Genomic DNA, 23,464 nt, shown 5'->3' with positions numbered 1-23,464 from the left:
GCGGTCCCGGTTAAGGTCCACTTCCATGACGCCATCGGGGACCAATCCCGGCCCGGGGCCCGGGTCGGCGGCCTGGGAGCTGCTGCTGCCGGCCGCCTCGGCCCCGCCGCGCGCGCGTGGCCGCGCGCTCCAGGCAGCCCTGCGGGACGCGGTCCGCTCGGGGCGGCTCGCGCAGGGCACCCGGCTGCCGTCGAGCCGGGATCTGGCCGCCGATCTCGGCGTCTCGCGCGGGCTGGTGACGGAGGCGTACGAGCAGCTGACGGCCGAGGGCTATCTGCGCAGCGGCCGCGGCGCGGGAACCTGGGTGAGCGGCGCCGTCCGGGCGGCCCGGCCACGCGCGCGTGATCTCGCTCCGCGGCCCCCGGGCGTACGGGCCGACTTCGTGCCGGGCACCCCGGACCTGTCGCTGTTCCCGCGCGCCGCCTGGGCCGCCGCGCAGCGGGGTGTGCTCGCCGAGCTGCCCCACCACGAACTCGGCTATCCCGACCCGCGCGGGCTGCCCCGGCTGCGCACCGCGCTCGCCGGGCTCCTCGCCCGCCGCCGGGGCGTGGTCGCCGACCCGGAGCGCCTCGTCGTCGTCTCCGGGGTGGCCCAGGCGACGGCTCTGCTCGGGCTCGCGCTGCACGCGCGCGGGACGGACACCGTCGGCGTCGAGGACCCCGGGAGCCCCCAGCACGGCGCCCTGTACGCGGCGGCGGGCGTCACCGCCGTACCGCTGGCGCTCGACACCGAGGGGCTGGCCGTGGACCCGCTCAGGTCGTCCGGGGTGCGGGCGGTGGTGACGACGCCGGCGCACCAGTTCCCCACCGGGATCGCGTACTCCGCGCGGCGGCGCGCCGAACTGCTCGACTGGGCGAGGTCCGTGGACGGCTTCGTGGTCGAGGACGACTACGACGGCGACTTCCGTTACGACCGCGCTCCCGTGGGCGCGCTCCAGGGCCTGGACCCCGAGCGCGTGGCCTACACCGGGTCGGTCAGCAAGTCGCTCGCACCGGGACTGCGGCTCGGCTGGCTGCTCGTTCCCGAGGCGCTCGCCGAGGAGGTCGTCGAGCGCAAGCGGACGATGGATCTCGGCCATCCCACGCTCGACCAGGCGCTGTTCGCCCGGCTCGTGGAGCGCGGCGACTACGACCGTCAGCTGCGCCGCTGCCAGCGGGCCTACCGGGAGCGCCGGGACGCCCTGGTGGGCGCGCTCGGGGAGCACTTCCCCGGGGCGCGGGTGTCCGGGATCGCGGCGGGGCTGCATGTCATCGCCGAGTTTCCGGCGCGGTACGGGCCACGGGAACGGTTCCTCGCGCGGACGGCCGCGGCGGGCGTCGAGGTGCGTGCGCTGGCGCAGTACGCACACCCGCGTGCCGTGCGGGACGCGCACATCCGTCTCGTCCTCGGCTACGCGCAGATGTCGCCCACGCGCATCCGGGACGGCGTACGGCTGATGGCTCGGGCCGTCGCGGGCGGGTGACAGGGGCGGGAGACGCGGGCGGTGACGCGGCCGTGACGCGGGCCGCGCGCGTCGGATCCCGGGGGCGCGCGGCCAGTTGTTCACTTGTGGTTTCCGTGTGCGCTGCGGCGCACCAGTAGTTGTGGCTGTGCACACCGGCCGGTTCCCGCCCCTGGAGGCCCTTCCATGTCACCCAGTCCGTTTCCCGGGCGCCGCAGCGTCCTGCGCGGTTCGCTCGCCGCTTCCGCGGCCCTGACCCTGCCCGCCGCCGTCGGAGCGGCGCCCGCTTTCGGGCTGTCCGGGCGGCCCAAGGCGGGTTGGGGTGTGCAGGCCGGGGACGTGACCTCCGACTCCGGGCTGGTGTGGGTACGCTCCGACCGTCCCGCGCGGATGGTCGTCGAGACCGCGGCCACCGAGTCCTTCCGCGGGGCCCGCCGCTGGCACGGTCCGCTGCTCGGCGCGGGTACGGACTTCACCGGCACCACCCGGCTGCACGGGCTGCCCGCCGGCGAGCAGATCCACTACCGGGTGCTCCTCGCCGACCCGGACGACCCGCGCCGCACCGGGGAGCCGGTGAACGGCACCTTCCGCACCGTTTCCCCGGGGCGTCGGCGCGGGGTGCGTTTCCTGTGGTCCGGGGACCTCGCGGGCCAGGGCTGGGGCATCAACCCCGAGCTGGGCGGTTACCGCATCTACGACGCGATGGCGAAGCTCGATCCCGACTTCTTCCTGTGCAGCGGCGACAACATCTACGCCGACGGCCCGATCACGGCGACCCAGGCGCTGCCCGACGGCACCCTCTGGCGGAACGTCGTCACCGAGGAGAAGTCCAAGGTCGCCGAGACGCTCGCCGAGTTCCGCGGCAACTTCCGCTACAACCTGCTCGACGAGAACCTGCGCCGCTTCAACGCTCAGGTGCCGTCCGTCATCCAGTGGGACGACCACGAGGTCCGCAACAACTGGTACCCCGGCGAGGTGATCGCCGACTCCGACGCCCGGTACACGGAGAAGAGCGTCGACGTGCTCGCGGGGCGCGCCCGGCGGGCGTTCGGCGAGTACTTCCCGATCTCGACCCTGCGTCCGGGCGCGAAGGAGGGCCGGGTCCACCGGGTCGTGCGCCACGGGCCGCTGCTGGACGTGTTCGTGCTGGACATGCGGACGTACCGCAACGCCAACTCGGCGGACGACCAGACCGTGGACCCGCAGGGCATCCTCGGCGCCGAGCAGTTGGAGTGGCTGAAGCGGGAGCTGTCCCGGTCGCGCGCGGTGTGGAAGGTGATCGCCGCCGACATGCCGCTCGGCCTGGTGGTGCCCGACGCCACCGAGGGCAGGGCGAACATCGAGGCCGTCGCGCAGGGCGACCCGGGCGCGCCGCTGGGCCGTGAGCTCCAGATCGCCGAGCTGCTGCGGTACATCAAGCACCGCCGGATCACCGGCACGGTGTGGCTGACGGCCGACGTCCACCACACCTCGGCGCAGCACTACCAGCCCTCGCGGGCCGCGTTCGGTGACTTCGAGCCGTTCTGGGAGTTCGTCTCCGGCCCCCTCAACGCGGGCGCCTTCCCGGCCAGCGCGCTGGACGCCACCTTCGGTCCGGAGCGCGTGTTCGTGAAGGCGCCGACCGCGTCGAACGTGTCGCCCGCCGGCGGCTACCAGTTCTTCGGCGAGGTCGACATCGACGGCGGCAGCGGGGAGCTGACGGTGCGTCTGCGCGAGCAGGACGGGACCGTGCTGTTCACACAGGTGCTCCAGCCGGGACGGGTCGGCCAGTAGTCCGCGTCCCGTACCCTCGGACACGTGCCGCGCACCGGCGTCATCCCCCGGTGCGCGGCACGGTCGTGACACCCCGTACACGGCGTGATCGTAGAAGAATTAACAAAACGGGCATTGGTAACCTTTACCCATCAGTCACAAACCGTTCGTGATCACGCAACACCGTTCCTCCACAGTGGCTGCATGACTCGAGACATGTCTGATGTGACGCGTGCGAAGCGCGGACGCCCTGTGCACCACTGGCGACGGGACGTGGTGGAACTCGCCGCGCTGTTCACAGCGGTCGCGGTGGCCGACGGGGTGGCGAACCTGGTGGGCCACGGACCCGACGGTCCGGCGCTGCTGGCCGTCTCAGCGGCCCTGCTCGTCGCCACGGCCGGTTTCCACACCTGGTGGGCACGACGCCACGGTCACGCGCCCCCCACGGGCGATACCGACGCCCGGCCGCGCTCCGAGGAGCCGCAGGCCGGGCCGTCCGAACTCCCCTCCCAGGTCGCCGAGGAGAGCGCCCTGTGGCGGATGCGGACGACGGTGAAGGACGCCCCGGGGTCACTGGCCGCACTCTGCGCGGCGCTCGCCGGCCACCGGGTGGACATCCTGAGCCTCCAGACGCACCCGCTGGGCGAGGAAACAGTGGACGAGTTCCTGCTGCGCGCCCCGGGCGCCCTGGCTGCGGGCGAGATCACCCGGGCCGTGGCAGTGGCGGGCGGCAGCGGCACCTGGATCGAACGGGCCGACGCCCACGACCTGGTGGACGCGCCGACCCGGATCCTCGGCCTGGCCACCCGCACCGCGCTCGACGCGGCTGAACTACCCTTGGCGCTACGTCAGTTGCTGGGCCGCTGCACGATCCGTTCGCTGCCCGCCGCGCCGGGCGGCAGCGGCCGCGGGCAGGAGGGCGTGCCCGTGGAGGGCGTATTGGAGGACACCGTGATGCGCCTGCGGGCGCCGGAAGGCGGAGTGATCACCGTGGAGCGGCCGTATCTGCCGTTCACCCCGACCGAGTTCGCCCGCGCGCGTGCGCTGGTGGAGCTGGACGCCCGGCTCGGCCCGCGGGTGCCGCGCGGCCAGGACGTGCTGACGCTGCCCGAGGGCAACGCCATCACCGTGCGCCGCGCCGACCCCGGTGACCTGGCGGCGGCGAAGGCGATGCACGACCGGTGCTCCTCGCGCACGCTCGGGATGCGCTACCACGGGCCCGTCGGCGACGCCGACCGCTACCTCAGGCACCTGCTCAGCCCCCGCTTCGGCCGCACGCTCGCCGTGCAGACCCCGTCGGGGCGCGTCGTCGGCCTCGGCCACCTGCTGTGGGACGGCGACGAGACCGAGGTCGCCCTGCTGATCGAGGACCAGTGGCAGCGGCGCGGCATCGGCGCCGAACTGCTCGGCCGGCTGGTGGCGATGGCCGTCGAGGCGGGCTGCGAGAGCGTCTACGCCGTGACGCAGGCCTCCAACACCGGCATGGTCGCCGCCATGCGCGGCCTCGACCTGCCCCTCGACTACCAGATCGAGGAGGGCACCCTGGTCATCACCGCGCGCCTGGACGGCGCGGCGACCCGGGCGCGGGCCGGCTCCGGGCGGTACGACGAGCGCGTCGCACGCGACTGAGTCACCGGACACCACGCGGCCCGGCGGTGCGACCACACCACCGGGCCGTCGGCATACGGGCCGCCGCCCCGCCCACGCATCCCCGTCCCGGGTCGCCGTACCCGGGTCGCCGTACCCGGATCCCCGTACCCGGGTCGCCGTCTACGGTCACACGACGGCGGCCCCGTGCCGGGCCGGGGCGGCCGTGGCGTTCGCCGCGCCGAGTGCCGCTCGCAGGTCGTCCCACAGGTCCTCGACGTCCTCCAGGCCGACCGAGAGCCGCAGCAGCCGGTCGCTCACGCCCGCGCCCCGGCGCTCGTGCGCGTCCACGATGCGATGGCTGATGGACGCCGGGTGCTGGATGAGGGTGTCGACGCTGCCGAGGCTGACGGCCGGGGTGATCAGACGGACGCCCGCGATCACCTCGTGCGGGTCGCCGTGGACCTCGAAGGCGATCATCGCGCCGCCGATCCGCGGATAGTGGACGCGGGCCACCCGCGGGTCGGCGGCCAGCCGCCGGGCCAGGTCGGCGGCGGTCGCGGAAGCGGCCCGCACCCGCACCGGGAGCGTCGACAGGCCCCGCAACAGCAGATATCCGGCCAGTGGATGCAGGACGCCGCCGGTGGCGAACCGTATCTGCCGAAGCCGCCCGGCGAACTCCTCGTCGCAGGCGACCACGCCCCCCAGCACGTCCCCGTGTCCGCCCAAATACTTGGTGGCGCTGTGCAGGACGAGCCGCGCGCCCCGCTCGGCGGGGCGCTGGAGCACGGGCGTCGCGAAGGTGTTGTCCGCGAGCAGCGGGACCGAGCCGCAGGCGTGGGCGACGGCCCGCAGGTCGACCTCGGCGAGCGTCGGGTTGGCCGGCGACTCGACCATGACGAGACCGGTGTCCGGGCGCAGCGCGTCGGCGATCCCGGCCGGGTCGGTCCAGGTGACCTCCGAGCCGAGCAGCCCGGCGGTCAGCAGGTGGTCGCTGCAACCGTAGAGAGGGCGCACGGCGACGACGTGCCGCAGCCCCGTCGAGGCGCGCGCCAGCAGCACCGCGCTGAGCGCCGCCATCCCGCTGGCGAACGCGACCGCGCTCTCGGTGCCTTCGAGGCGGGCGAGGGCCGTCTCGAATCGGGCGACCGTCGGGTTGCCCAGCCGGCCGTAGACGGGCGGTCCCTCCGGCTCCGCGCCCGTCGTGGCGAACGCGTCGATGCGGGCGGCCTCGCCGCGGCTGTCGAACGAGGGGTAGGTGGTGGACAGGTCGATCGGCGGGGCGTGCAGGCCCTGGCGGGCCAGGTCGTCCCGCCCGGCGTGCACGGCCTCGGTGGCCAGTGCGCGGGGCGCTCTCGACGCGGGTCGGCGTACGTCGTCGTACGCGTGCGTGCTCGCTGAGGCTGAGTCCATGGACCGCAGGGTGAACATCGAACGGGGTCGTGTAATCGAACACCGTGCTACGTTCGGCCAATGGCTGAATCCGTCGTACTGGACCCGGTCGATCTCCAGCTGCTGCGGCTGCTCCAGAACGACGCCCGGACCACCTACCGCGACCTCGCGGCGCAGGTCGGGGTCGCGCCGTCGACCTGTCTTGACCGGGTGACGCGGCTGCGCCGCTCGGGCGTGATCCTCGGTCATCAGCTGCGGCTCGATCCGGCCAAACTGGGGCGTGGCCTCCAGGCACTGCTGTCGGTACAGGTCAGGCCGCACCGGCGGGAGTTGGTGGGGCCCTTCGTGGAGCGGATCCGGGGGCTCCCGGAGGCGCTCACCGTCTTCCACCTCACCGGGCCCGACGACTATCTCGTCCATGTCGCCGTCGCGGACATGGCAGACCTGCAGCGACTGGTGCTGGACGAGTTCACCTCGCAGCGGGAGGTGGCCCGGGTCGAGACGCGGCTGATCTTCCAGCAGTGGGAGTGCGGACCCCTGCTGCCGCCGACGACTTCGGGACAAAACGCGTGACGTGCGCCACCGCCTCGTACGAGGATGGAGCCCATGTCACAGACCAGCAGCCCGCTTCCCCGCGAGGTCGCCGACGCGTATGTCGACGACCTCATCGCCCTCGACCCGGTGACCGGTACCTACCTCGGCGTGCAGGAGAGTTCGAGCCGTCTGCCCGACTACTCGCCCGCCGGCCTGGAGGCGCTCGCGCAGCTCGCGCGCGACACCCTGGCCGGGCTCGACGAGGCGGAGCGGAGGCCCGGCGCGGACAGTGACATCGAGCGCCGGTGCGCGCGCCTGCTGCGCGAGCGCCTGACCGCGGAACTCGGTGTGCTCGAGACCCACGAGGGACTGCGCGCCGTCGGCAACATGGCCACGCCTCCGCATCACGTGCGCGAGGTGTTCACCGTGACGCCCACGCAGACCGACGCCGACTGGGCGGCGGTCGCCGAGCGGCTGCGCGGGGTGCCGGCGGCCCTCGCGGGCTACCGGGAGTCCCTGGCGCTGGGTCTGGAGCGCAAGCTGTACGCGGCGCCGCGGCCGACCCTCACGTTCGTCGGGCAGCTCACCGAGTGGTCGGACACGGACGGCGAGGGCCGCGGCTGGTTCGAGGACTTCGTGTCCCCCGGTCCCGACGCGCTGCGCGCGGAGCTGGACGAGGCCGCCCGTACGGCGACCGCGGCCGTCGTGGAGCTGCGGGACTGGATGCGCGACGTGTACGCGCCGACGATCGAGGGCGCCCCGAACACCGTCGGCCGGGAGCGGTACGCGCGCGCGGCGCGCTACTTCAACGGCACCGATCTCGACCTCGACGAGGCGTACGCGTACGGCTGGGCGGAGTACCACCGGCTGCTCGCCGAGATGAAGAAGGAGGCCGAGAAGATCCTGCCGGGCGCGGAGACCCCCTGGGTGGCCCTGGCCCATCTCGACGAGCACGGCACGCACATCGAGGGCGTCGACGAGGTCCGCGACTGGCTCCAGGGCCTGATGGACCAGGCGATCGAGAAGCTCGACGGCACGCACTTCGAACTCGCCGACCGGGTACGGAAGGTGGAGTCGCGGATCGCCCCGCCCGGCGGCGCCGCCGCCCCGTACTACACGCCCCCGACGGAGGACTTCTCGCGGCCGGGCCGTACCTGGCTGCCGACGATGGGGCAGACCCGCTTCCCGCTCTACGACCTCGTCTCGACCTGGTACCACGAGGGCGTCCCAGGTCACCACCTGCAGCTGGCGCAGTGGGCGCACATCGCCGGGGACCTCTCCCGCTACCAGGCCTCCGTCGGCATGGTCAGCGCCAACTGCGAGGGCTGGGCGCTGTACGCGGAACGGCTGATGGACGAACTCGGTTTCCTCACCGACGCGGAGCAGCGGCTCGGTTACCTGGACGCGCAGATGATGCGGGCGGCGCGGGTCATCGTCGACATCGGCATGCACCTGGAACTGGAGATCCCGGCGGACTCCCCCTTCCACCCCGGCGAGCGCTGGACCCCGGAGCTGGCCGAGGAGTTCTTCGGCGGGCACAGCAGCCGCCCGGCGGACTTCGTGGAGAGCGAGCTGACCCGCTATCTGACCATCCCCGGCCAGGCGATCGGCTACAAGCTCGGCGAACGGGCCTGGCTGCTGGGCCGGGAGAAGGCCCGCGAGCGCCACGGCGACGCCTTCGACCTCAAGTCCTGGCACATGGCGGCCCTTTCGCAGGGCTCGCTGGGCCTGGACGACCTGGTGGACGAGCTGGCGCAGCTCTGAGACACGGTGCGGGACCGGCGCGGCGGACGGTCGCCGCGCCGGCCCCGCACGGGCGGTCAGCAGCCGCAGTTCTCCGCGTCGACGGGGGCCGTGAGCGGATCGGCGGCGCGCCGCTCGCCGCCCTCCCAGGTGTCGTACGCGAAGCCCTCCCGCGCCCAGTACTCGAAGCCGCCGAGCATCTCCTTGACCCGGTAGCCGAGTTCGGCGAGCGCGAGGGCGGCGCGGGTGGCCCCGTTGCAGCCTGGCCCCCAGCAGTACGTGACGACCGGCACGTCCGGGTCGAGGAGCCGGGCGGCCTGCTCGGCGATGAGCGCGGTGGGCAGGTGGACGGCGCCCGGGATGTGGCCCTGGTCCCAGGACTCGGTGGAGCGGGAGTCCAGGACGACGAAGCCGGGGTCACCACCGGCGGCGAGGGCCGCCGCCACGTCGGAGACGTCGGCGTGGAAGGCGAGGCTCGCCCGGAAGTGGGCGGCGGCCTCGGCCGGAGCCGCGGGGGCGACGCGCAGGACGGGGTTGACCGTGGTCGCGGCGGCCGTGCCGGTCATGGCGGTGAGCGGGGTCATGGGGGTCATCGCGGGGGCCCTCCCGTGGGGTTCCGGCTGGTCACTGCTTTCGATGACCAGAAATCTACGACCGGTGATCCCCCTCCCTGAAGAGGCATTCCCCGGCCTCGACCTTGCCCTGCCGGGGATTTCCCTGCTATCCCTCGCTCATGACCGCGTATTCCCCGGACGCCACCGACTGGCGCATTCTCGAGGTCCTCCAGCGCGAGGGCCGGGCCAGTTTCGCCGACCTGGCACGTGCCGTGGCGATGTCGGCGAGCGCCGTCACCGAGCGGGTGCGGCGGCTGGAGGAGGCGGGTGTGATCCAGGGGTACGCGGCCGTGGTGGACCCCGAGCGGCTGGGGCTGCCGATCCTGGCCTTCGTACGGCTGCGCTACCCCAACGGCAACTACAAGCCCTTCCACGACCTGGTGGCCGTCACGCCCGAGATCCTCGAGGCACACCATGTGACGGGCGACGACTGCTTCGTGATCAAGGTCACCGCCCGTTCGATGCGGCACCTCGAAGAGGTGTCGGGCAAGATCGGCGCGCTGGGGTCGGTGACGACCAGCGTCGTCTATTCGTCGCCGCTCCCCAGGCGCCCACTGGGCCGGTAGCCCCGCTGCCGCACCAGTGACCCCGATCTCCCCTTGACGACCTCCAGCTGGGCGTGGATCCGCCGCCGCAGGTCGGCGACATGGCTGACGATGCCGACACTGCGGTCGCGTTCGCGCAGCGAGTCGAGGACGTCGAGGACCTCGTCGAGGGTCTGGTCGTCGAGGCTGCCGAACCCCTCGTCGATGAAGAGGGTGTCGAGGCGGACCCCGCCCGCCTCGTCGGTCACGACGTCGGCCAGACCGAGGGCGAGGGCGAGCGAGGCGAAGAAGGTCTCGCCGCCCGACAGCGTGGCCGTGTCCCGCTCGCGCCCGGTCCAGGCGTCGACGACGTGCAGGCCGAGCCCGCTGCGGCCGCGCCCGGCCCGGTCGTCGGAGTGCACCAGGGTGTAGCGCCCCGAGGACATGCGCTGGAGACGGACGGTCGCGGCGGCGGCCACCTGCTCCAGACGGGCGGCCAGGACGTACGCCTCCAGGCGCATCCTGCGCTCGTTGTCGGCGGAGGTGCCGGCGGTGAGACCGGCCAGCCGGGCCACCCGGTCGTACTCCTCGCGCAGCGGCCCGAGCCGGCGCACGCCGTCGCTCGCGCGCGCGGAGAGCTGATCGAGCTCGGCACAGCGGCGGGCGGCGGCGTCCTGGGCGGAAGCGGCCGTGCGCAGCCGCTCGGCCGCGGCGGCCGCCGACTGTTCCGCGGCCCCGAGGTCGGCGGGCGGCTGCTGGGCCGCCGCCACGGTGTCGGGTTCGGCGAGGACGGCCCGTACGGCGGCCTCCTCGCTCTGCCGGGCGTCCAGCCGCCGCTGCAGCTCACGGTGGGCGGTGTCGTCGAGGAGGGCGTCGGCGGCGGCCCGCGGGGTGTCGAAGCCGGCCCGGAACGCGGCTTCGTCGAGACGCCCGTCGGCTGCCTTGAGACGCTCGGCGCTCCCCTCGGCGACGCGGGCGGAGTCGGCCGCTTCGGTGAGCCGTGCCGCCAGCCCCTCCAGTTCGGCGGCCCGCGCGGCGACGCTCTCCGCGGCACCCCGGGCCTGCGTCAACTCCTCCTCCAGGGCGGCCCGTTCGCGCTCCAGGCGCTCCCGGTGGCCGACCCGGGACGCGGTCCGCACCGCGGCCTCGCGCTGCGCCGCCGTACGGCGCTCATGCTCCTGCTCGGCCTGGCGCAGCTCCTCCCGCGCGGGGTGCAGCGCGGAGGCCTCCCGGCGCGCCTGCGCGTAGTTCTCCTCCCCCTCCCGGGCCTCGGCGGCGAGCCGGTCCGTCGGGGTGTCGCCCGCCTCGGCGGTCGCGGCGGCGAGCGCCTCTCGTACGAGGCCGAGCTCGCGTTCGTCCTGGGCGTGCCGTTCCTCCGCGCGCCGGGAGGCGGTGAGCGCCCGTTCCTCGGTCTCCCGGTCGACGTGCCCCGCGACCTTGCGGGCGGGCGCGGGGTGCTCGGTGGCACCGCAGACGGCGCACGGTGTCCCGTCGGCGAGGGTGGCGGCCAGTTCGGCGGCGATGCCGTTCAGGCGCTGTTCCTTGAGGTCGAGCCACTGCGCGCGGGCCGTCTGGGCCTGCTCGCCGGAGGCGAGGGCCTTGCGCTGGGCGGCCTCCAGGGCGCGGGCCAGCTCGTCGCGCAGCCGGGCCGCCTTCAGGCGCCGCTGCATGGGCTCGCGTCGGCCGTCGAGCTGTTCGGCGCGGGCGGCGGCCTCCTGGGCGGCCTCGATGCCGGCCCGGAGACCCGCGCGGACGGCCTCCCAGTCCGCGAGCCAGGCCTCGGTCTCGGTCAGGACGTCCTCGTCGTCACGCTCCCGCCGGTCCAGGTCGGTCCGCTCGGCGACGAGACCGGCCAGCCGTCGCTCGCCCCGGCGGGCCGACTCCAGCCCGCCCAGTTCCTCGGCGGCCCGGCGGGCCGCTGCGGCGAGCCCGGCGGCGCCGGCGTCCGCGAACCGCCGCGGGAGCAGGTCCCGCGCGCGTGCCGCGCGCGCGGAGGCGGTGGTGTGCTCGGTGTCGGCGGCCTCGCGCAGCTCCAGCGCCGGCGCCACCGACTCCGCCTTGCGCGCCCGCTCCATCCGCGCCTGCGCGTTGCGATGGTCGCCCGCCCGCTCCTCCAGCACGGCGGCCCGCTCGCGCGCGTCGGCGAACCGCCGCTGGAGCCGGGCCCGTTCGCGTACGTCCGCCAGGGCGCGCTCGGCGGCGGCCTGCGCGGACTCGGCGGCGAGGCGGCCGCAGTGGGCGGTCGTCAGCAGCTCACGGGAGGTGCTGCGAGCGACGGCGGCCGCGGCCAGCACCGCCTCGGCGAGCCCCGGGTCTCCCGGGGCGAGCTCGGGCAGCTCCATGGCGTCCCCGGCGACCTGCTGCATCCGGTGGGCGTCCGCGAGCAGGGCGGAGTCGCCCTCACGCACGCGTGCCTCGGTGGTGCGGCGGCGCTCGACGAGCCGCTTCTCGACCTCGGCGAACCGCCGGGTGTCGAAGAGGCGGCCGAGGAGCCGGCCGCGCGCCTCGGCGTCGGCCCGCAGGAAACGGGCGAAGTCTCCCTGGGGCAGCAGCACGACCTGGCAGAACTGCTCGCGGCTCATACCGAGCAGCTGGGTGATCTCCTCGCCGATCTCCTGGTGGGAGCGGCTGAGGTCCTTCCAGGCGCCGCCGACCGTGTCGTACTCGCGCAGCCGGCTCTGCGCCTTCTCGACCGTCGTGCCCGTGCCGCGCTTCTTGGGCCGCTCCCAGGGCGGCTGCCGGGTGACCTCGAGGCGGCGTCCCGCGACGGTGAGTTCGAGGGTGACCTCGGTGCGGGTGCCGTGCGCCGCGTGGTCGCTGCGCAGCGTCAGGCCCTGGCCGCTCTGCCGGGCGCCGGGCACGGAGCCGTACAGCGCGTAGCAGACGGCGTCCAGGACGGAGGTCTTGCCGGCGCCCGTCGGCCCGTGCAGCAGGAAGATCCCGGCGGCGGAGAGCTCGTCGAAGTCGACGCTCTGAGAACCGCCGAAGGGGCCGAAGGCCGTCAGGTCGAGCCGATGCAGCCTCACCGCGCCACCTCCCGCACCGAGTCGTCCGCGCGCACCGCGTCGAAGGCGTCCCGCAGCACGCCCTGCTCACGCACGTCGGGGCCGGCCCCGCGCACATGGGCCACGAAGTCCTCGGCGATCTCCTGGTCGCTGCGGTCGGCGAGGCGCCGGGCGTACGACACGTCGGGGTCGTCGGGCGCACGCTCCGGGGCGAAGACGAGGCTGAGCGTGTGCGGGAAGCGCTGGGTGAGCCGGGCCATGGGGTCGGCCGGGCGGGCGGCGTCGGTGAGCGTCGCCTCGACCCACGCCTCCTCGTGGCGCGTGAGGGCGGGGTCGGCGAGCAGCTCCTCCAGGGGGCCGCGGACCCGGGCCAGCGCGCGCGGCACCGGGCAGTCGATCCGCTCGGCGTCGATCTCCCCGTCGGGGCCGAGGTCGACGAGCCACATGGTCTTGCGGTGCTCGCTCTCCGAGAAGGAGTACGGCAGCGGGGAGCCGGAGTAGCGCACGCGCTCGGTGATGGTCTGGCAGCCGTGCAGGTGCCCCAGCGCGGTGTAGTCGACGCCGTCGAAGACCCCGGCGGGCACCGCGGCGACCCCGCCGACGGTGATGTCGCGTTCGCTGTCGCTGGGCTCGCCGCCGGTGACGAAGGCATGGGCGAGGACGACGGAACGCGTCCCGCGCGCGCGTGCGGCCAGGTCGGCGCGGACCCGGTCCATCGCGGCGGCCAGCACGCTCTCGTGGCCGGCCTTCTCCACGCCGAACTCGTCCTTCACCAGGGCGGGTTCGAGATAGGGCAGGCCGTAGAACGCCACGTCCCCATGGGCGTCGGCGAGCACCACGGGCGTCCCGGCGGCGGCCGGGTCGGTGCGCAGATGGATACCGGCCCGCCCGATCAGCCCGGCTCCGACCCCGAGCCGGCGGGCCGAGTCGTGGTTCCCGGAGATCATCACCGTGGGTACTCCGAGGCCGGCGAGCCGGTGCAGCGCGTCGTCGAACAGTTCGACCGCGGCGAGCGGGGGCACCGCGCGGTCGTACACGTCTCCCGACACGACCACCGCGTCGACCTCGCGCTCACGCACGGTCGCGACGAGGTGACCGATGAACTCGGCCTGGGCGCCGAGCATGTTCACCCGGTGGAACGCCCGGCCGAGATGCCAGTCGGAAGTGTGCAGGAGCCTCATGATCCCCGAGACTAGCGGCCGGGTCTGACATCACGGGCGGTTGCTCCCGTATCGCACCGTCACACCGACCGACACAAAGGGCCGTTACGGACATTTCGCCCAGCCGTTCGCTCAACGCGTCACGAGTCGCCGGGTCGGCCGCCGCGCGTGGTCTACCACGCGTCGTGCACCACGCGTCGTACACCGCGCGTCGTGGGCCGACGCCTCACGCGTCCCCGTAGGCCTCCCCGCCCAGCTCGAACCCCGCCGTCCCCGCCGTCGCGTCCGCGAGCCAGGCGCGGAAGGCGTCCACGTCGGCATCCGGCAGGCCGATCTCGATGGTGACCTCCTCGCCGTAGCGGACGTCACGTACCGCGCGGCCCGTCGAGTGCAGGTCGTTCTGTACCTTGCCGGCGCGCTGGTGGTCCACGGTCACCGTGGCCAGCCGGAAACGGCGGCGGGTGAGGGTGCCGAGGGTGTCGAGGGCCTCGCCGACCGCGCCGCCGTAGGCCCGGATGAGGCCGCCCGCGCCGAGCTTGACCCCGCCGTAGTAGCGGGTGACGACGGCGACGACGTACCGCATGTCGCGGCGCAGCAGCATCTGGAGCATCGGGACGCCCGCCGTGCCGCCGGGTTCACCGTCGTCGCTCGCCTTCTGGACCGAGGCGTCGGCGCCGATGACGTACGCCCAGCAGTTGTGGGTGGCGTCGGCGTGCTCCTTGCGGACGGACGCGATGAAGTCCTGGGCCTCCTGCTCGGTGGCCGCGGGGGCGAGGGCGCACAGGAAGCGGGAGCGGTTGACCTCGGTGTCGTGCACGCCCGCGTGGGCGACCGTGCGGTACTCGTCCTGCATCCGGCCAGCCTAAGCGGTGATCGCTGAGTCGCCGTCGCCGGAGGGCCGGGCGACGATGTGCGGGACGACCGAGGGTGGTGACCGTGGAACGTGGCCCGACCGATCGCAGGGAGCGCGCAGCATGACCGGCACCCGGGTGAAGGTGAGCGGCGCGGCTCAGGCGTCCTCCCGGTGGCGGGCGTGGCTCCTGGAGGGGCTCAGCGAGCAGACCGCCCGTCATCCGGGCCCGCACGCCACCCCGCAGGCTCAGGAGAAGGGCCACCGCTGGTGGCGGGTGATGTGCCTGACCGGTGTCGACTACTTCTCCACCCTCGGCTACCAGCCGGGGATCGCCGCCCTCGCGGCCGGTCTGCTGTCCCCGCTCGCGACGCTCGTGCTGATCGCGCTGACGCTGCTCGGCGCGCTGCCGGTGTACCGCCGGGTGGCGCACGAGAGCCCGCACGGCGAGGGCTCGATCGCCATGCTGGAGCGGCTGCTGCCGTGGTGGTCGGGGAAGATCCTGGTGCTGGTGCTGCTGGGGTTCGCGGCCACCGACTTCATGATCACGATCACCCTGTCGTCCGCGGACGCCGCCGCGCACGTCGTGGAGAACCCGTTCGCCCCGCACTGGATGAGCGACGGCAACGAGTGGATCACCCTGCTGCTGGTCGGCGCTCTGGGCGCGGTGTTCCTCAAGGGATTCCGGGAGGCCATCGGCATCGCGGTGCCGATGGTGGCGTCCTATCTGGCGCTGAACCTCGTGGTGCTCGGCGTCTGCGCGTGGGAGATCCTCACGCACCCCGTGCGGATCGGCGACTGGACCGACGCCATGACCGCCGAGCACTCCTCGCCGTGGGCCATGGTCGGCGTGGCCGTGCTGGTCTTCCCGAAGCTGGCGCTCGGCATGTCCGGCTTCGAGACCGGGGTGGCGGTGATGCCGCAGGTCAAGGGTGATCCGACGGACACCTGGGAGGAGCCGAGGGGGCGGGTGCGGGACACCCGCAAACTGCTCACCACGGCCGCGCTGATCATGAGCTGCTTCCTGCTGCTGTCCAGCCTGGCGACGACGATCCTCATCCCGCAGGACGACTTCGACAGCGGTGGCCCGGCGAACGGCCGGGCGCTGGCCTACCTCGCGCACGAACATCTGGGCGAGGCCTTCGGCACGGTCTACGACGTCTCCACGATCGCGATCCTGTGGTTCGCGGGCGCCTCCGCGCTGGCCGGTCTGCTGAACCTCGTCCCGCGCTATCTGCCCCGCTACGGCATGGCGCCCGAATGGACGCGCGCGGTGCGCCCCCTGGTACTGGTGTTCATGGCGGCCGCCGTCTGCATCACCCTGTGGTTCAACGCGAACGTCGACGACCAGAGCGGCGCCTACGCGACCGGAGTGCTGGTGCTGATGCTGTCGGCGGCGTTCGCGTCGACCGTGGCCGTGCACCGGCGGGGCCGCCGCCGGGCCGCGCTCGGCTTCGGCACGATCACGGCCGTCTTCGCCTACACGCTCGTCGCGAACGTCATCGAGCGACCGGACGGCATCAGGATCGCGGCGATCTTCATCTTCGCCATCCTGGTCACGTCGTTCGCCTCACGGGTGCGCCGCGCCTTCGAACTGCGCGCCGCCGAGGTCACCTTCGACGAGGTGGCGGCCCGGTTCGTCGACGGGGCCGCGCGGCACGGACCCGTCCAGCTCATCGCCAACGAGCCGCGCGAACACAGCACGCGCGCGTACCGCTCCAAGGAGTGGGAGCAACGCGAGCACACCCCGATCCCCGGCGGCGGTCCGGTGCTCTTCCTGGAGGTGTTCGTGCGGGACTCCTCCGACTTCACGGCGGACGTCACCGTGCGCGGCGACGAGAAGCACGGGGTCCGGCGGCTGCGCGTCTCCGGTCCCACGGTGCCCAATGCCATCGCCGCGGTCCTGCTGGCGCTGCGCGACCGCACCGGTGAGGTGCCGCACACGTACTTCAGCTGGACCGAGGGCAACCCGGTCGGCCATCTGATCCGGTTCCTCGTCTTCGGCGACGGCGAGGTCGCCCCGGTCACCCGCGAGGTGCTGCGCCGCGCGGAGCCCGATCCGGGGCGGCGGCCGCGCGTGCACGTCGGCTAGCCCTCCTGCGGCTTGTGGCCTCTCGGGACGGTCATCGACGTCAGCAGGGCCGTGCCCGGCGCCAGGGACCGCCAGTCGGTCCCGTACCAGGCCAGGACGGCGACCGCCGATGTCGGGAACTTCAGCCGCACCTCGTCCAGGGCGTCCCCCGGACCGTCCCCGGCCAGGTCGAGGACCAGTTCCTCCAGGCCGGGGTTGTGCCCGACCAGCAGCAGTGTCCCGACCTCGGCGGGCGTCTCGTGGACGACCTCCAGGAGCTCGCGGACGTCGGCCCCGTAGAGCCGCCGGTCGAAGCGCACCGGGGGCGGGGTGTCCCACTCGGCGGCGGCCAATTCCCAGGTCCCGCGGGCGCGGGCGGCGGTGGAGCACAGGGCGAGGTCCGGGACGCAGCCGGCTTCGGCGAGCGCCCGGCCCGCGGCCGGCGCGTCGCGAAGGCCGCGCGGGGCGAGCGGCCGCTCGTGGTCGGGGACGCCCTCCGGCCAGGCCGACTTGGCGTGCCGCAGCACCACCAGCCGGCGCGCGGGTGTCCCCGCGCCGGGCCCGTTCACGCCGGGGCTCCGAGGTCGCGGGTGAGTTCGAGGCCGAGGAGACGGTCGGCGTAGGCGTAGCTCTCGAAGCGGGCGCCGTCCGGCAGCTCGGGCCCGGCGGCCTCCACCGACCGCAGTACCCGCAGCACCTCGGGCAGGTCCAGGTCGTCCTCCCAGGCGGCGCGCAGCCGTCCGCGCACCGCGTCGGGAACCGGCCGCGAGGGCCGCCGCGCCCACTCGGCGACGGCTCGCCGCCAGCCTGCGAGGGTGTCCCGGGCCTCGCCCAGCGCGTCCGCGTCGAGCCGCAGGGGCCGGGTGCGGGGCTGGGAGAGAAGGGCCAGCCGCAGGACGGCGAAGTCGGGGTCCGTCCCCCCGGGGGCCCGGCCCGGTCCCCCGGGCACCGCGCCCTCCGCCGGCGCGACGGCGACACACACCCCGTCGGGGATCCGGCCGCCCTCCTCCACCACGTGCAGGATCTGCGCCTCGCCCACTCCGGCGCCCGCGCCGAGGTCGCGGCCGTCCTCGAAGGGGTGCATGCCGAGGGCGGTGGCGCCCGCCCGGAGTTCCGCCTGGTCTCGTTCGCCGGACAGCAGCGCCCACACGGGCGTGCCGCCGAGTTCCAGCGCGCGGACGAGCAGATCGGCGACGAGGAGGATCCGGAGCGATCCGGCCCCGTACCCCGAGGCATGCGCCTCCACCCGGGTCAGGCCACGGCGGACGGGGGCGGCGACGACGGGCTCGCCGGTTCGGGCGTCGATGAGGCTCAGCACGAGGCGAGCCTAGGCGGACGGGCGCGACTTCGCAGGCAGGGGCCGGAATCAGGGTGCGGCGCGAGCTGTTGAAGGCCAGGACTGTTCCTTTCCGATCTCAAGGAGGCCGCCGGTGCACGGCGACGAGGCAACGATCCGCAGGATCCTCACCGGACTCGGCGACACCTGGGCCGTCGTGGGCCTGTCGACCAACCGCGGGCGGGCGGCCTACGGGGTCGCCGAGGTGCTCCAGCGCTTCGGCAAGCGGGTCGTGCCCGTCCACCCGAAGGCGGAGACGGTGCACGGGGAGCAGGGGTACGCCTCCCTCGCGGACATCCCCTTCGAGGTGGACGTCGTCGACGTCTTCGTCAACGGCGAACTCGCGGGTGCCGTGGCGGACGAGGCGGTCGCCAAGGGCGCGAAGGCGGTGTGGTTCCAGCTCGGCGTCGTCGACGAGGCGGCCTACGACCGGACCCGGGCCGCGGGCCTGGAGATGGTCATGGACCGCTGCCCGGCCATCGAGATTCCCCGGCTGGGCTGACCGGCCGGTGCCCTCCGGGCCGTGTCGGAGGGCCCGCCCATAATGTGCGGGTGACCACCAACTCCCCTTCCCCCCACCACACTCCCGTCGTCGTCGTGGGCGCGGGCCCCGCAGGTCTCACCGTCGGCAACATCCTGCGGGCCGCGTCCGTCGACTGCGTCGTACTGGAGACGGAGAGCCGTGAGTTCATCGAACGGCGGCCGCGCGCCGGGGTCCTCGAGGAGCGGGCCGTCCACGGACTGCGGCAACGGGGCCTGGCCCAGAACCTGCTGGCGCGGGCCCAGCAGCACTCCGCGTGCGAGTTCCGCTTCGGCGGCGAGCGCTACCGCTTCTCCTACACCGAGCTGACGGGCCATCATCACTGGGTGTATCCGCAGCCGTTGCTGGTGACGGATCTCGTCCACGAGTACGTCGACGTACGCGGCGGCGACGCCCGCTTCTCGGTGCGCGACGTCGAGCTGCGCGACCTCGGCACGGGCCGCCCCTCGGTGTCGTACATCTGCCCCGACACCGCAGAACGGCAGGTGCTGACCTGCGACTTCGTGGTCGGCGCCGACGGGGCGCGCGGGGTCAGCCGGGCCGCGCTGGTGCCGGAGCACGCCCGGATCGCGCGGCACGACTACGGCACAGGCTGGCTGGCGCTGCTCGCCGAGGCGCCGCCGTCCTCCGACTGCGTCCTGTTCGGTGTCCATCCGAACGGGTTCGCCGGGCACATGGCCCGCAGTCCCGACGTGACCCGGTACTACCTTCAGTGCCCGCCCGGCGACGACCCGGAGAACTGGTCCCACGACCGCGTCTGGTCCGAGCTGCACCAGCGCCTCGAGGGCGCCGGGGCCCGGCCGCTCACCGAGGGGCGGCTGATCGAGAAGCGCGTGCTGGACATGCACGACTACGTGGTCGAACCGATGACGTACGGGCGGCTCTTCCTGGCCGGGGACGCGGCCCACCTCGTCGCGCCCATCGCCGCGAAGGGCATGAACCTCGCCCTGCACGACGCGTTCCTGCTGGGCGACGCACTGGTGGCGTATCTCGACGGGGGCGACGGCGACGGACTGGACGACTACTCGCAGGCGTGTCTGCGCCGGGTCTGGGACTACCAGGAGTTCTCGCAGTGGCTGTCCGAGGTCTACCACGGGACCGCGGCGGGCGACCCGTTCCGCGCGGGCACGACCTTCGCCCGGCTGCGTCGCCTGTTCACGTCCCCCGCCGCCGCTGCCGCCTTCGCGGAGCAGTACCTGGGAACGGCCGAGCACTACTGAGTCAGTCGTGCGGCGGCTCGTCCCCGAGCCGGTGGTCCGCCACGTTCAGCGCCTCGTCCACCAGGCGGCGCAGATGGCCGTCGGAGAGCGAGTAGACCACCCGGCGGCCCTCCTTGCGGGTGTTCACCAGCCCGGCCAGCCGCAGCCGCGCCAGATGCTGGCTGACCGCCGGCCGGGCCGCTCCGACGCCTTCCGTCAGGGTCGTCACATCGGCCTCGCCGGCGGTCAGCGCGTGCAGCAGGGCGAGCCGGGTGCGGTCGCCGAGCAGGGCGAGCAGCTCGGCGGCGAGGGCGAACTGTTCCTCGCCGGGTGTGCGCGGATGCGCATGGTGTGCAGGTGATAGGTGCATGCGTGCGCTCATACGCACATAATGGGGGAACGGACGGGCACGCGTCCACCTCGGCGCAGCGGAAGGGATCGACGTGAGCGAGCGGCACGACCACGAGCACGGACACCGGCACGACCGCGGGCACCATCACGACCACGCCCACGAGCACCCGCACCACCACTCCGCCCCCTCCTCCTCTTCCCCGCCCCCCTCCCCCTCTCCGGGGCTGCGCCACCGCGTCGCCCACCTCCTCACCCCGCACTCGCACGAGAGCGCCGACAAACTCGACCCGGCGCTCGAGTCCTCGGCCCGGGGCATGCGCGCGCTGTGGGTCTCGCTGGCCGTACTGGGCGTGACGGCCGTCGCGCAGGCGGTCGTGGTCTCGCTGTCCGGGTCGGTGGCGCTGCTCGGCGACACCGTGCACAACACGGCGGACGCGCTGACGGCCGTACCGCTGGGCATCGCCTTCGTGCTGGGCCGACGGGCGGCCACCCGCCGCTTCACCTACGGCTACGGGCGGGCGGAGGACCTGGCGGGCATCGCCATCGTGCTGACGATCGCCGCGTCGGCGGCCTTCGCGGGATGGACCGCGGTCGAGCGGCTGATGAACCCGCGCCCCGTCGAGCAGGTCGGCGCGGTCGCCGTGGCCGCGCTGGCCGGCTTCGCGGGCAACGAGTGGGTCGCGCGGTACCGCATCCGGGTCGGCCGCTCGATCGGCTCGGCCGCGCTGGTCGCGGACGGGCTGCACGCCCGCACGGACGGGTTCACCTCGCTGGCGGTGCTGCTGGGCGCGGGCGGCTCGGCGCTGGGGTGGCAACTCGCGGACCCGGTCGTGGGACTGGCGATCACGGCGGCGATCGCGCTGGTGCTGCGTGACGCGGCACGCGAGGTGTTCCGCCGGGTGATGGACGCCGTCGACCCGGCGCTGGTCGACCGGGCCGAGCATGCGCTGCGGGAGGTCGACGGGGTGCGCGCGGTCGGCGAGTTGCGGCTGCGCTGGATCGGGCACCGGCTGCGGGCCGAGGTGGCGGTCGTCGTGGACGGCGAGGCGACGGTACGCGAGGCGCACGGGATCGCCGTGGCGGCCGAACACGCCCTGCTGCACGCCGTGCCGCGCCTGACGGCCGCGCTGGTCCACGCGGATCCGGCGCCGGTGCCGGGCGAGGACGACCCGCATCTGGCCCTCGCCCATCACACGGCGGCCTGAGACCACCGCCGGTGAGGCGCCTCAGGCCACGCCCAGCCCCTCCAGCACCACCGCGCCCGGCAGTTCGGCGAACGCCTTGCCCGGCACCAGCAGCTTCCCGCGCCGGCGCCCGCTGCCCACCAGGACGTACGGCAGGTCGACGACGGCGGAGTCCACCAACACCGGCCAGCCGGCCGGGAGTCCGATCGGCGTGATGCCGCCGTACTCCATGCCGGTCTCCCCCACCGCCGTGTCCATCGCCGCGAACGAGGCCTTGCGGGCGCCGAGTTGTCGGCGCACGACCCCGTTGACGTCGACCCGGGTGGTGGACAGCACGACACACGCGGCGAGGGTCGTCCCGCCGCCCCGCTTGCCGGCGACCACCACACAGTTGGCGGACTGCTCCAGCAGCTCCCGGCCGTAGTGCTCCACGAAGACGGCCGTGTCCGCCCACTGCGGGTCGGTGTCGACGTGGACGAACTCGTCGGCCGGCACGCTGCCGCTCCAGCGGCGTACGGCGTCGGCGACCGGGCCGACCAGCTCGTCGAGGCAGTCGGGGGCGGGGGTGGCGGTGTCGAAGTGTCCGATGGGTGCGCGCATGACCGCACGCTAACAAGGGCCGCCCGCCGACGGCCGCTTCGTCTCAGTGCACGGGCGGCACCGAGACGGCCATCACCATCTCCATCGGCACCTCGCCCCGGTTGCCGTAGACATGCGGGACGCTCGCCTCGAAGGAGGCGCTCGCGCCGGTCGGGACGCGGTACTCCTCGCCGTCCACGGTGAGCGCGAGTTCGCCCGCGGTGACGTGCACGAGCTCGACCGTGCCGACGGGGTGGGGTTCCGAGAGGCTGCTCTCCCCCGGCATCAGCAGCCAGTCCCACATCTCCAGCGGCCCGGGCGCCTCCGTGCCGGCGAGCAGCCGGTTGTAGCTGCCGGCGTCGGTGTGCCACAGCCGTACCGCCTGATCGGCCGGGACGATACGGACCTTCGCGCCTCGTTCGTAGTCGAGGAGGGTGGTGACGCTGATGCCGAGCGCGTCACCGATCTTGACGACCGTGCCGATGCTCGGATTGGTGCGGGCCTGCTCGATCTGGATGAGCATCCCGCGGCTGACACCGGCCCGGGCGGCGAGCACGTCCAGGGTGAAGCCGCGCACCGCGCGCCAGTGCTTGACGTTGCGCGCCAGGGACTGGGTCAGGAGTTCGAGGTCCGACACGTTCCGTCCACTTCGGGAGTCCAATATTCTGGATGCCAGGATCCACTTCCCTGTACTACCGTGGGGTGCACCTGATCGTGCACCGAACTGTACTGCGAGGGACCCCGTGACAGCACTCTTCGCCCTGGCCACCAGCCTCCTGTGGGGCCTGGCCGACTTCGGTGGCGGGCTGCTGACGCGCCGGGCCCCGGCACTCACGGTGGTCGTGGTCTCGCAGTCGATCGCGGCCGTCGTCCTCGGCGCGATCGTGGTCGCCACCGGCGGCTGGAGCGAGGCCGGCCCCCGTCTGTGGTTCGCGGTCGCGGCCGGACTGGTGGGCCCGGTCGCCCTGTTCTCCTTCTACAAGGCGCTGGCCCTCGGCCCCATGGGAGTCGTCTCCCCGCTGGCCACCCTCAGCGTGGCCGTGCCGGTCTCCGTCGGGCTGGTCCTCGGCGAGCGGCCGGGACTCGTCCAGGTGGCGGGCATCGCGGTCGCCGTGGTCGGGGTCGTCCTGGCGGGCGGCCCCCAGCTCAGGGGCGCCCCGGTGCAGCGGCAGGCCGTTCTGCTCACACTGGTCGCGGCGCTCGGCTTCGGCACGGTGTTCGTCCTGATCACCGAGGCGTCCACCACCGTCACCGGCCTGTTCCTCGCCCTGTTCGTGCAGCGCGTGACCAACGTGGCCACCGGCGGTGCGGCGCTGTACCTGGCCGTCCGGCGCGGGGCGCCCGCGCTTCCCCAGGGCGGCCTGGCCCTGTCCGCACTGCCGGCGTACGGGTTCGTCGGGCTGGCCGACGTCGCCGCGAACGGCACCTACGCCGTCGCCGCCCAGCACGGCCCGGTCACGGTGGCCGCGGTGCTCGCCTCGCTCTACCCGGTGGTGACCGCTCTCGCCGCGCGCGGCTTCCTGCGGGAGCGGCTGCGCGCGGTCCAGGCGGCGGGCGCGGGCCTTGCCCTGGTGGGCACGCTGCTGCTGGCGACCGGGTGA

The 23,464-nt window shown here is 74.0% G+C and carries 21 protein-coding genes; 11 read left to right on the top strand and 10 right to left on the bottom strand.

What is annotated here, in order from left to right; translation table 11 throughout:
• Positions 1–25 precede the first annotated feature (25 nt).
• From OG933_RS36490 to OG933_RS36480, 3 genes are all read left to right on the top strand, one after another.
• Entirely contained in the window at positions 26–1,462 is a 1,437-nt protein-coding gene (locus OG933_RS36490; protein ID WP_405631162.1) for a PLP-dependent aminotransferase family protein, read from the top strand.
• Positions 1,463–1,627: 165 nt separating this feature from the next.
• Positions 1,628–3,214, top strand: coding sequence for an alkaline phosphatase D family protein (locus OG933_RS36485; RefSeq protein ID WP_405631159.1), 1,587 nt, complete (start codon positions 1,628–1,630; stop codon positions 3,212–3,214).
• A gap of 231 nt (positions 3,215–3,445) precedes the next feature.
• Entirely contained in the window at positions 3,446–4,822 is a 1,377-nt protein-coding gene (locus OG933_RS36480; protein ID WP_362527399.1) for a GNAT family N-acetyltransferase, read from the top strand.
• 147 nt (positions 4,823–4,969) lie between these two features.
• On the opposite strand, the gene OG933_RS36475 is transcribed toward OG933_RS36480, so the two are convergent.
• On the bottom strand, positions 4,970–6,193 hold the full coding sequence (locus tag OG933_RS36475) for a PLP-dependent transferase (RefSeq protein WP_362527313.1): 1,224 nt from the start codon (positions 6,191–6,193) through the stop codon (positions 4,970–4,972).
• 60 nt (positions 6,194–6,253) lie between these two features.
• On the opposite strand from OG933_RS36475, the gene OG933_RS36470 reads away from it, so the two are divergent.
• The gene (locus OG933_RS36470; protein WP_171395930.1) at positions 6,254–6,745 is read left to right on the top strand and encodes an Lrp/AsnC family transcriptional regulator; all 492 of its coding nucleotides are present in this window, start codon (positions 6,254–6,256) and stop codon (positions 6,743–6,745) included.
• 33 nt (positions 6,746–6,778) lie between these two features.
• The gene (locus OG933_RS36465; protein WP_362527309.1) at positions 6,779–8,470 is read left to right on the top strand and encodes a DUF885 domain-containing protein; all 1,692 of its coding nucleotides are present in this window, start codon (positions 6,779–6,781) and stop codon (positions 8,468–8,470) included.
• A 56-nt stretch (positions 8,471–8,526) separates the two neighbouring features.
• On the opposite strand, the gene OG933_RS36460 is transcribed toward OG933_RS36465, so the two are convergent.
• The gene (locus OG933_RS36460; RefSeq protein ID WP_405631157.1) at positions 8,527–9,042 is read right to left on the bottom strand and encodes a rhodanese-like domain-containing protein; all 516 of its coding nucleotides are present in this window, start codon (positions 9,040–9,042) and stop codon (positions 8,527–8,529) included.
• A gap of 140 nt (positions 9,043–9,182) precedes the next feature.
• Between OG933_RS36460 and OG933_RS36455 the strand changes: the two genes are divergently transcribed.
• The gene (locus OG933_RS36455) at positions 9,183–9,629 is read left to right on the top strand and encodes an Lrp/AsnC family transcriptional regulator (RefSeq protein ID WP_054240409.1); all 447 of its coding nucleotides are present in this window, start codon (positions 9,183–9,185) and stop codon (positions 9,627–9,629) included.
• Here OG933_RS36455 and OG933_RS36450 read toward each other — a convergent pair.
• From OG933_RS36450 to OG933_RS36440, 3 genes are all read right to left on the bottom strand, one after another.
• The gene (locus OG933_RS36450; protein ID WP_405631154.1) at positions 9,590–12,613 is read right to left on the bottom strand and encodes an AAA family ATPase; all 3,024 of its coding nucleotides are present in this window, start codon (positions 12,611–12,613) and stop codon (positions 9,590–9,592) included. The genes OG933_RS36455 and OG933_RS36450 overlap by 40 nt on opposite strands.
• A complete protein-coding gene (locus OG933_RS36445) occupies positions 12,610–13,773 on the bottom strand; it encodes an exonuclease SbcCD subunit D (protein WP_405631152.1) in 1,164 nt (387 codons plus the stop codon). The genes OG933_RS36450 and OG933_RS36445 overlap by 4 nt, the downstream gene beginning before the upstream one ends.
• Positions 13,774–13,978: 205 nt before the next feature.
• Positions 13,979–14,605 carry a YigZ family protein gene (locus tag OG933_RS36440; protein ID WP_362527298.1) on the bottom strand — a complete coding sequence of 209 codons (627 nt, stop codon included), beginning with the start codon at positions 14,603–14,605 and terminating at the stop codon, positions 13,979–13,981.
• 121 nt (positions 14,606–14,726) lie between these two features.
• Between OG933_RS36440 and OG933_RS36435 the strand changes: the two genes are divergently transcribed.
• A complete protein-coding gene (locus tag OG933_RS36435; RefSeq protein WP_405631150.1) occupies positions 14,727–16,694 on the top strand; it encodes an amino acid transporter in 1,968 nt (655 codons plus the stop codon).
• Here the strand turns inward: OG933_RS36435 and OG933_RS36430 are convergent.
• On the bottom strand, positions 16,691–17,242 hold the full coding sequence (locus OG933_RS36430) for a SixA phosphatase family protein (protein ID WP_405631148.1): 552 nt from the start codon (positions 17,240–17,242) through the stop codon (positions 16,691–16,693). The genes OG933_RS36435 and OG933_RS36430 overlap by 4 nt on opposite strands.
• A complete protein-coding gene (locus OG933_RS36425; protein ID WP_405631146.1) occupies positions 17,239–17,991 on the bottom strand; it encodes a hypothetical protein in 753 nt (250 codons plus the stop codon). Before OG933_RS36425 ends, OG933_RS36430 begins: the two co-directional genes overlap by 4 nt.
• A gap of 112 nt (positions 17,992–18,103) precedes the next feature.
• On the opposite strand from OG933_RS36425, the gene OG933_RS36420 reads away from it, so the two are divergent.
• A complete protein-coding gene (locus tag OG933_RS36420) occupies positions 18,104–18,511 on the top strand; it encodes a CoA-binding protein (RefSeq protein ID WP_020131683.1) in 408 nt (135 codons plus the stop codon).
• Between the two features lie 50 nt (positions 18,512–18,561).
• Positions 18,562–19,770, top strand: coding sequence for a 4-hydroxybenzoate 3-monooxygenase (locus tag OG933_RS36415; protein ID WP_405631143.1), 1,209 nt, complete (start codon positions 18,562–18,564; stop codon positions 19,768–19,770).
• Between the two features lies 1 nt (position 19,771).
• On the opposite strand, the gene OG933_RS36410 is transcribed toward OG933_RS36415, so the two are convergent.
• Positions 19,772–20,131: a metalloregulator ArsR/SmtB family transcription factor gene (locus tag OG933_RS36410; RefSeq protein WP_037736240.1), complete on the bottom strand. Its 360-nt coding sequence runs from the start codon at positions 20,129–20,131 to the stop codon at positions 19,772–19,774.
• A 61-nt stretch (positions 20,132–20,192) separates the two neighbouring features.
• Between OG933_RS36410 and OG933_RS36405 the strand changes: the two genes are divergently transcribed.
• Positions 20,193–21,305: a cation diffusion facilitator family transporter gene (locus tag OG933_RS36405; protein WP_405631140.1), complete on the top strand. Its 1,113-nt coding sequence runs from the start codon at positions 20,193–20,195 to the stop codon at positions 21,303–21,305.
• A 21-nt stretch (positions 21,306–21,326) separates the two neighbouring features.
• Here the strand turns inward: OG933_RS36405 and OG933_RS36400 are convergent, their stop codons facing one another.
• Together OG933_RS36400 and OG933_RS36395 are read right to left on the bottom strand one after the other, a co-directional pair.
• Positions 21,327–21,884, bottom strand: coding sequence for a YbaK/EbsC family protein (locus OG933_RS36400; RefSeq protein ID WP_362527283.1), 558 nt, complete (start codon positions 21,882–21,884; stop codon positions 21,327–21,329).
• 43 nt (positions 21,885–21,927) lie between these two features.
• Positions 21,928–22,500 carry a helix-turn-helix domain-containing protein gene (locus OG933_RS36395; protein WP_142269221.1) on the bottom strand — a complete coding sequence of 191 codons (573 nt, stop codon included), beginning with the start codon at positions 22,498–22,500 and terminating at the stop codon, positions 21,928–21,930.
• A 106-nt stretch (positions 22,501–22,606) separates the two neighbouring features.
• Between OG933_RS36395 and OG933_RS36390 the strand changes: the two genes are divergently transcribed.
• Entirely contained in the window at positions 22,607–23,464 is an 858-nt protein-coding gene (locus OG933_RS36390) for a DMT family transporter (protein ID WP_362527280.1), read from the top strand.

The sequence above is a fragment of the Streptomyces sp. NBC_00016 genome (assembly GCF_045040885.1).
In the GTDB taxonomy this organism is placed as follows: domain Bacteria; phylum Actinomycetota; class Actinomycetes; order Streptomycetales; family Streptomycetaceae; genus Streptomyces; species Streptomyces coriariae.
The sequence above is the reverse complement of the archived record's forward strand: the minus strand, read 5'-3'. Positions and strand labels throughout refer to the sequence as shown.

Coding starts and splice junctions, on each gene's coding strand:
- OG933_RS36490 (WP_405631162.1), top strand. CDS start 26: ATGACGCCATCGGGGACCAATCCCGGCCCGGGGCCCGGGTCGGCGGCC.
- OG933_RS36460 (WP_405631157.1), bottom strand. CDS start 9,042: ATGACCCCCATGACCCCGCTCACCGCCATGACCGGCACGGCCGCCGCG.
- OG933_RS36400 (WP_362527283.1), bottom strand. CDS start 21,884: ATGCGCGCACCCATCGGACACTTCGACACCGCCACCCCCGCCCCCGAC.
- OG933_RS36435 (WP_405631150.1), top strand. CDS start 14,727: ATGACCGGCACCCGGGTGAAGGTGAGCGGCGCGGCTCAGGCGTCCTCC.
- OG933_RS36465 (WP_362527309.1), top strand. CDS start 6,779: ATGTCACAGACCAGCAGCCCGCTTCCCCGCGAGGTCGCCGACGCGTAT.
- OG933_RS36470 (WP_171395930.1), top strand. CDS start 6,254: ATGGCTGAATCCGTCGTACTGGACCCGGTCGATCTCCAGCTGCTGCGG.
- OG933_RS36440 (WP_362527298.1), bottom strand. CDS start 14,605: ATGCAGGACGAGTACCGCACGGTCGCCCACGCGGGCGTGCACGACACC.
- OG933_RS36485 (WP_405631159.1), top strand. CDS start 1,628: ATGTCACCCAGTCCGTTTCCCGGGCGCCGCAGCGTCCTGCGCGGTTCG.
- OG933_RS36455 (WP_054240409.1), top strand. CDS start 9,183: ATGACCGCGTATTCCCCGGACGCCACCGACTGGCGCATTCTCGAGGTC.
- OG933_RS36445 (WP_405631152.1), bottom strand. CDS start 13,773: ATGAGGCTCCTGCACACTTCCGACTGGCATCTCGGCCGGGCGTTCCAC.
- OG933_RS36475 (WP_362527313.1), bottom strand. CDS start 6,193: ATGGACTCAGCCTCAGCGAGCACGCACGCGTACGACGACGTACGCCGA.
- OG933_RS36410 (WP_037736240.1), bottom strand. CDS start 20,131: ATGAGCGCACGCATGCACCTATCACCTGCACACCATGCGCATCCGCGC.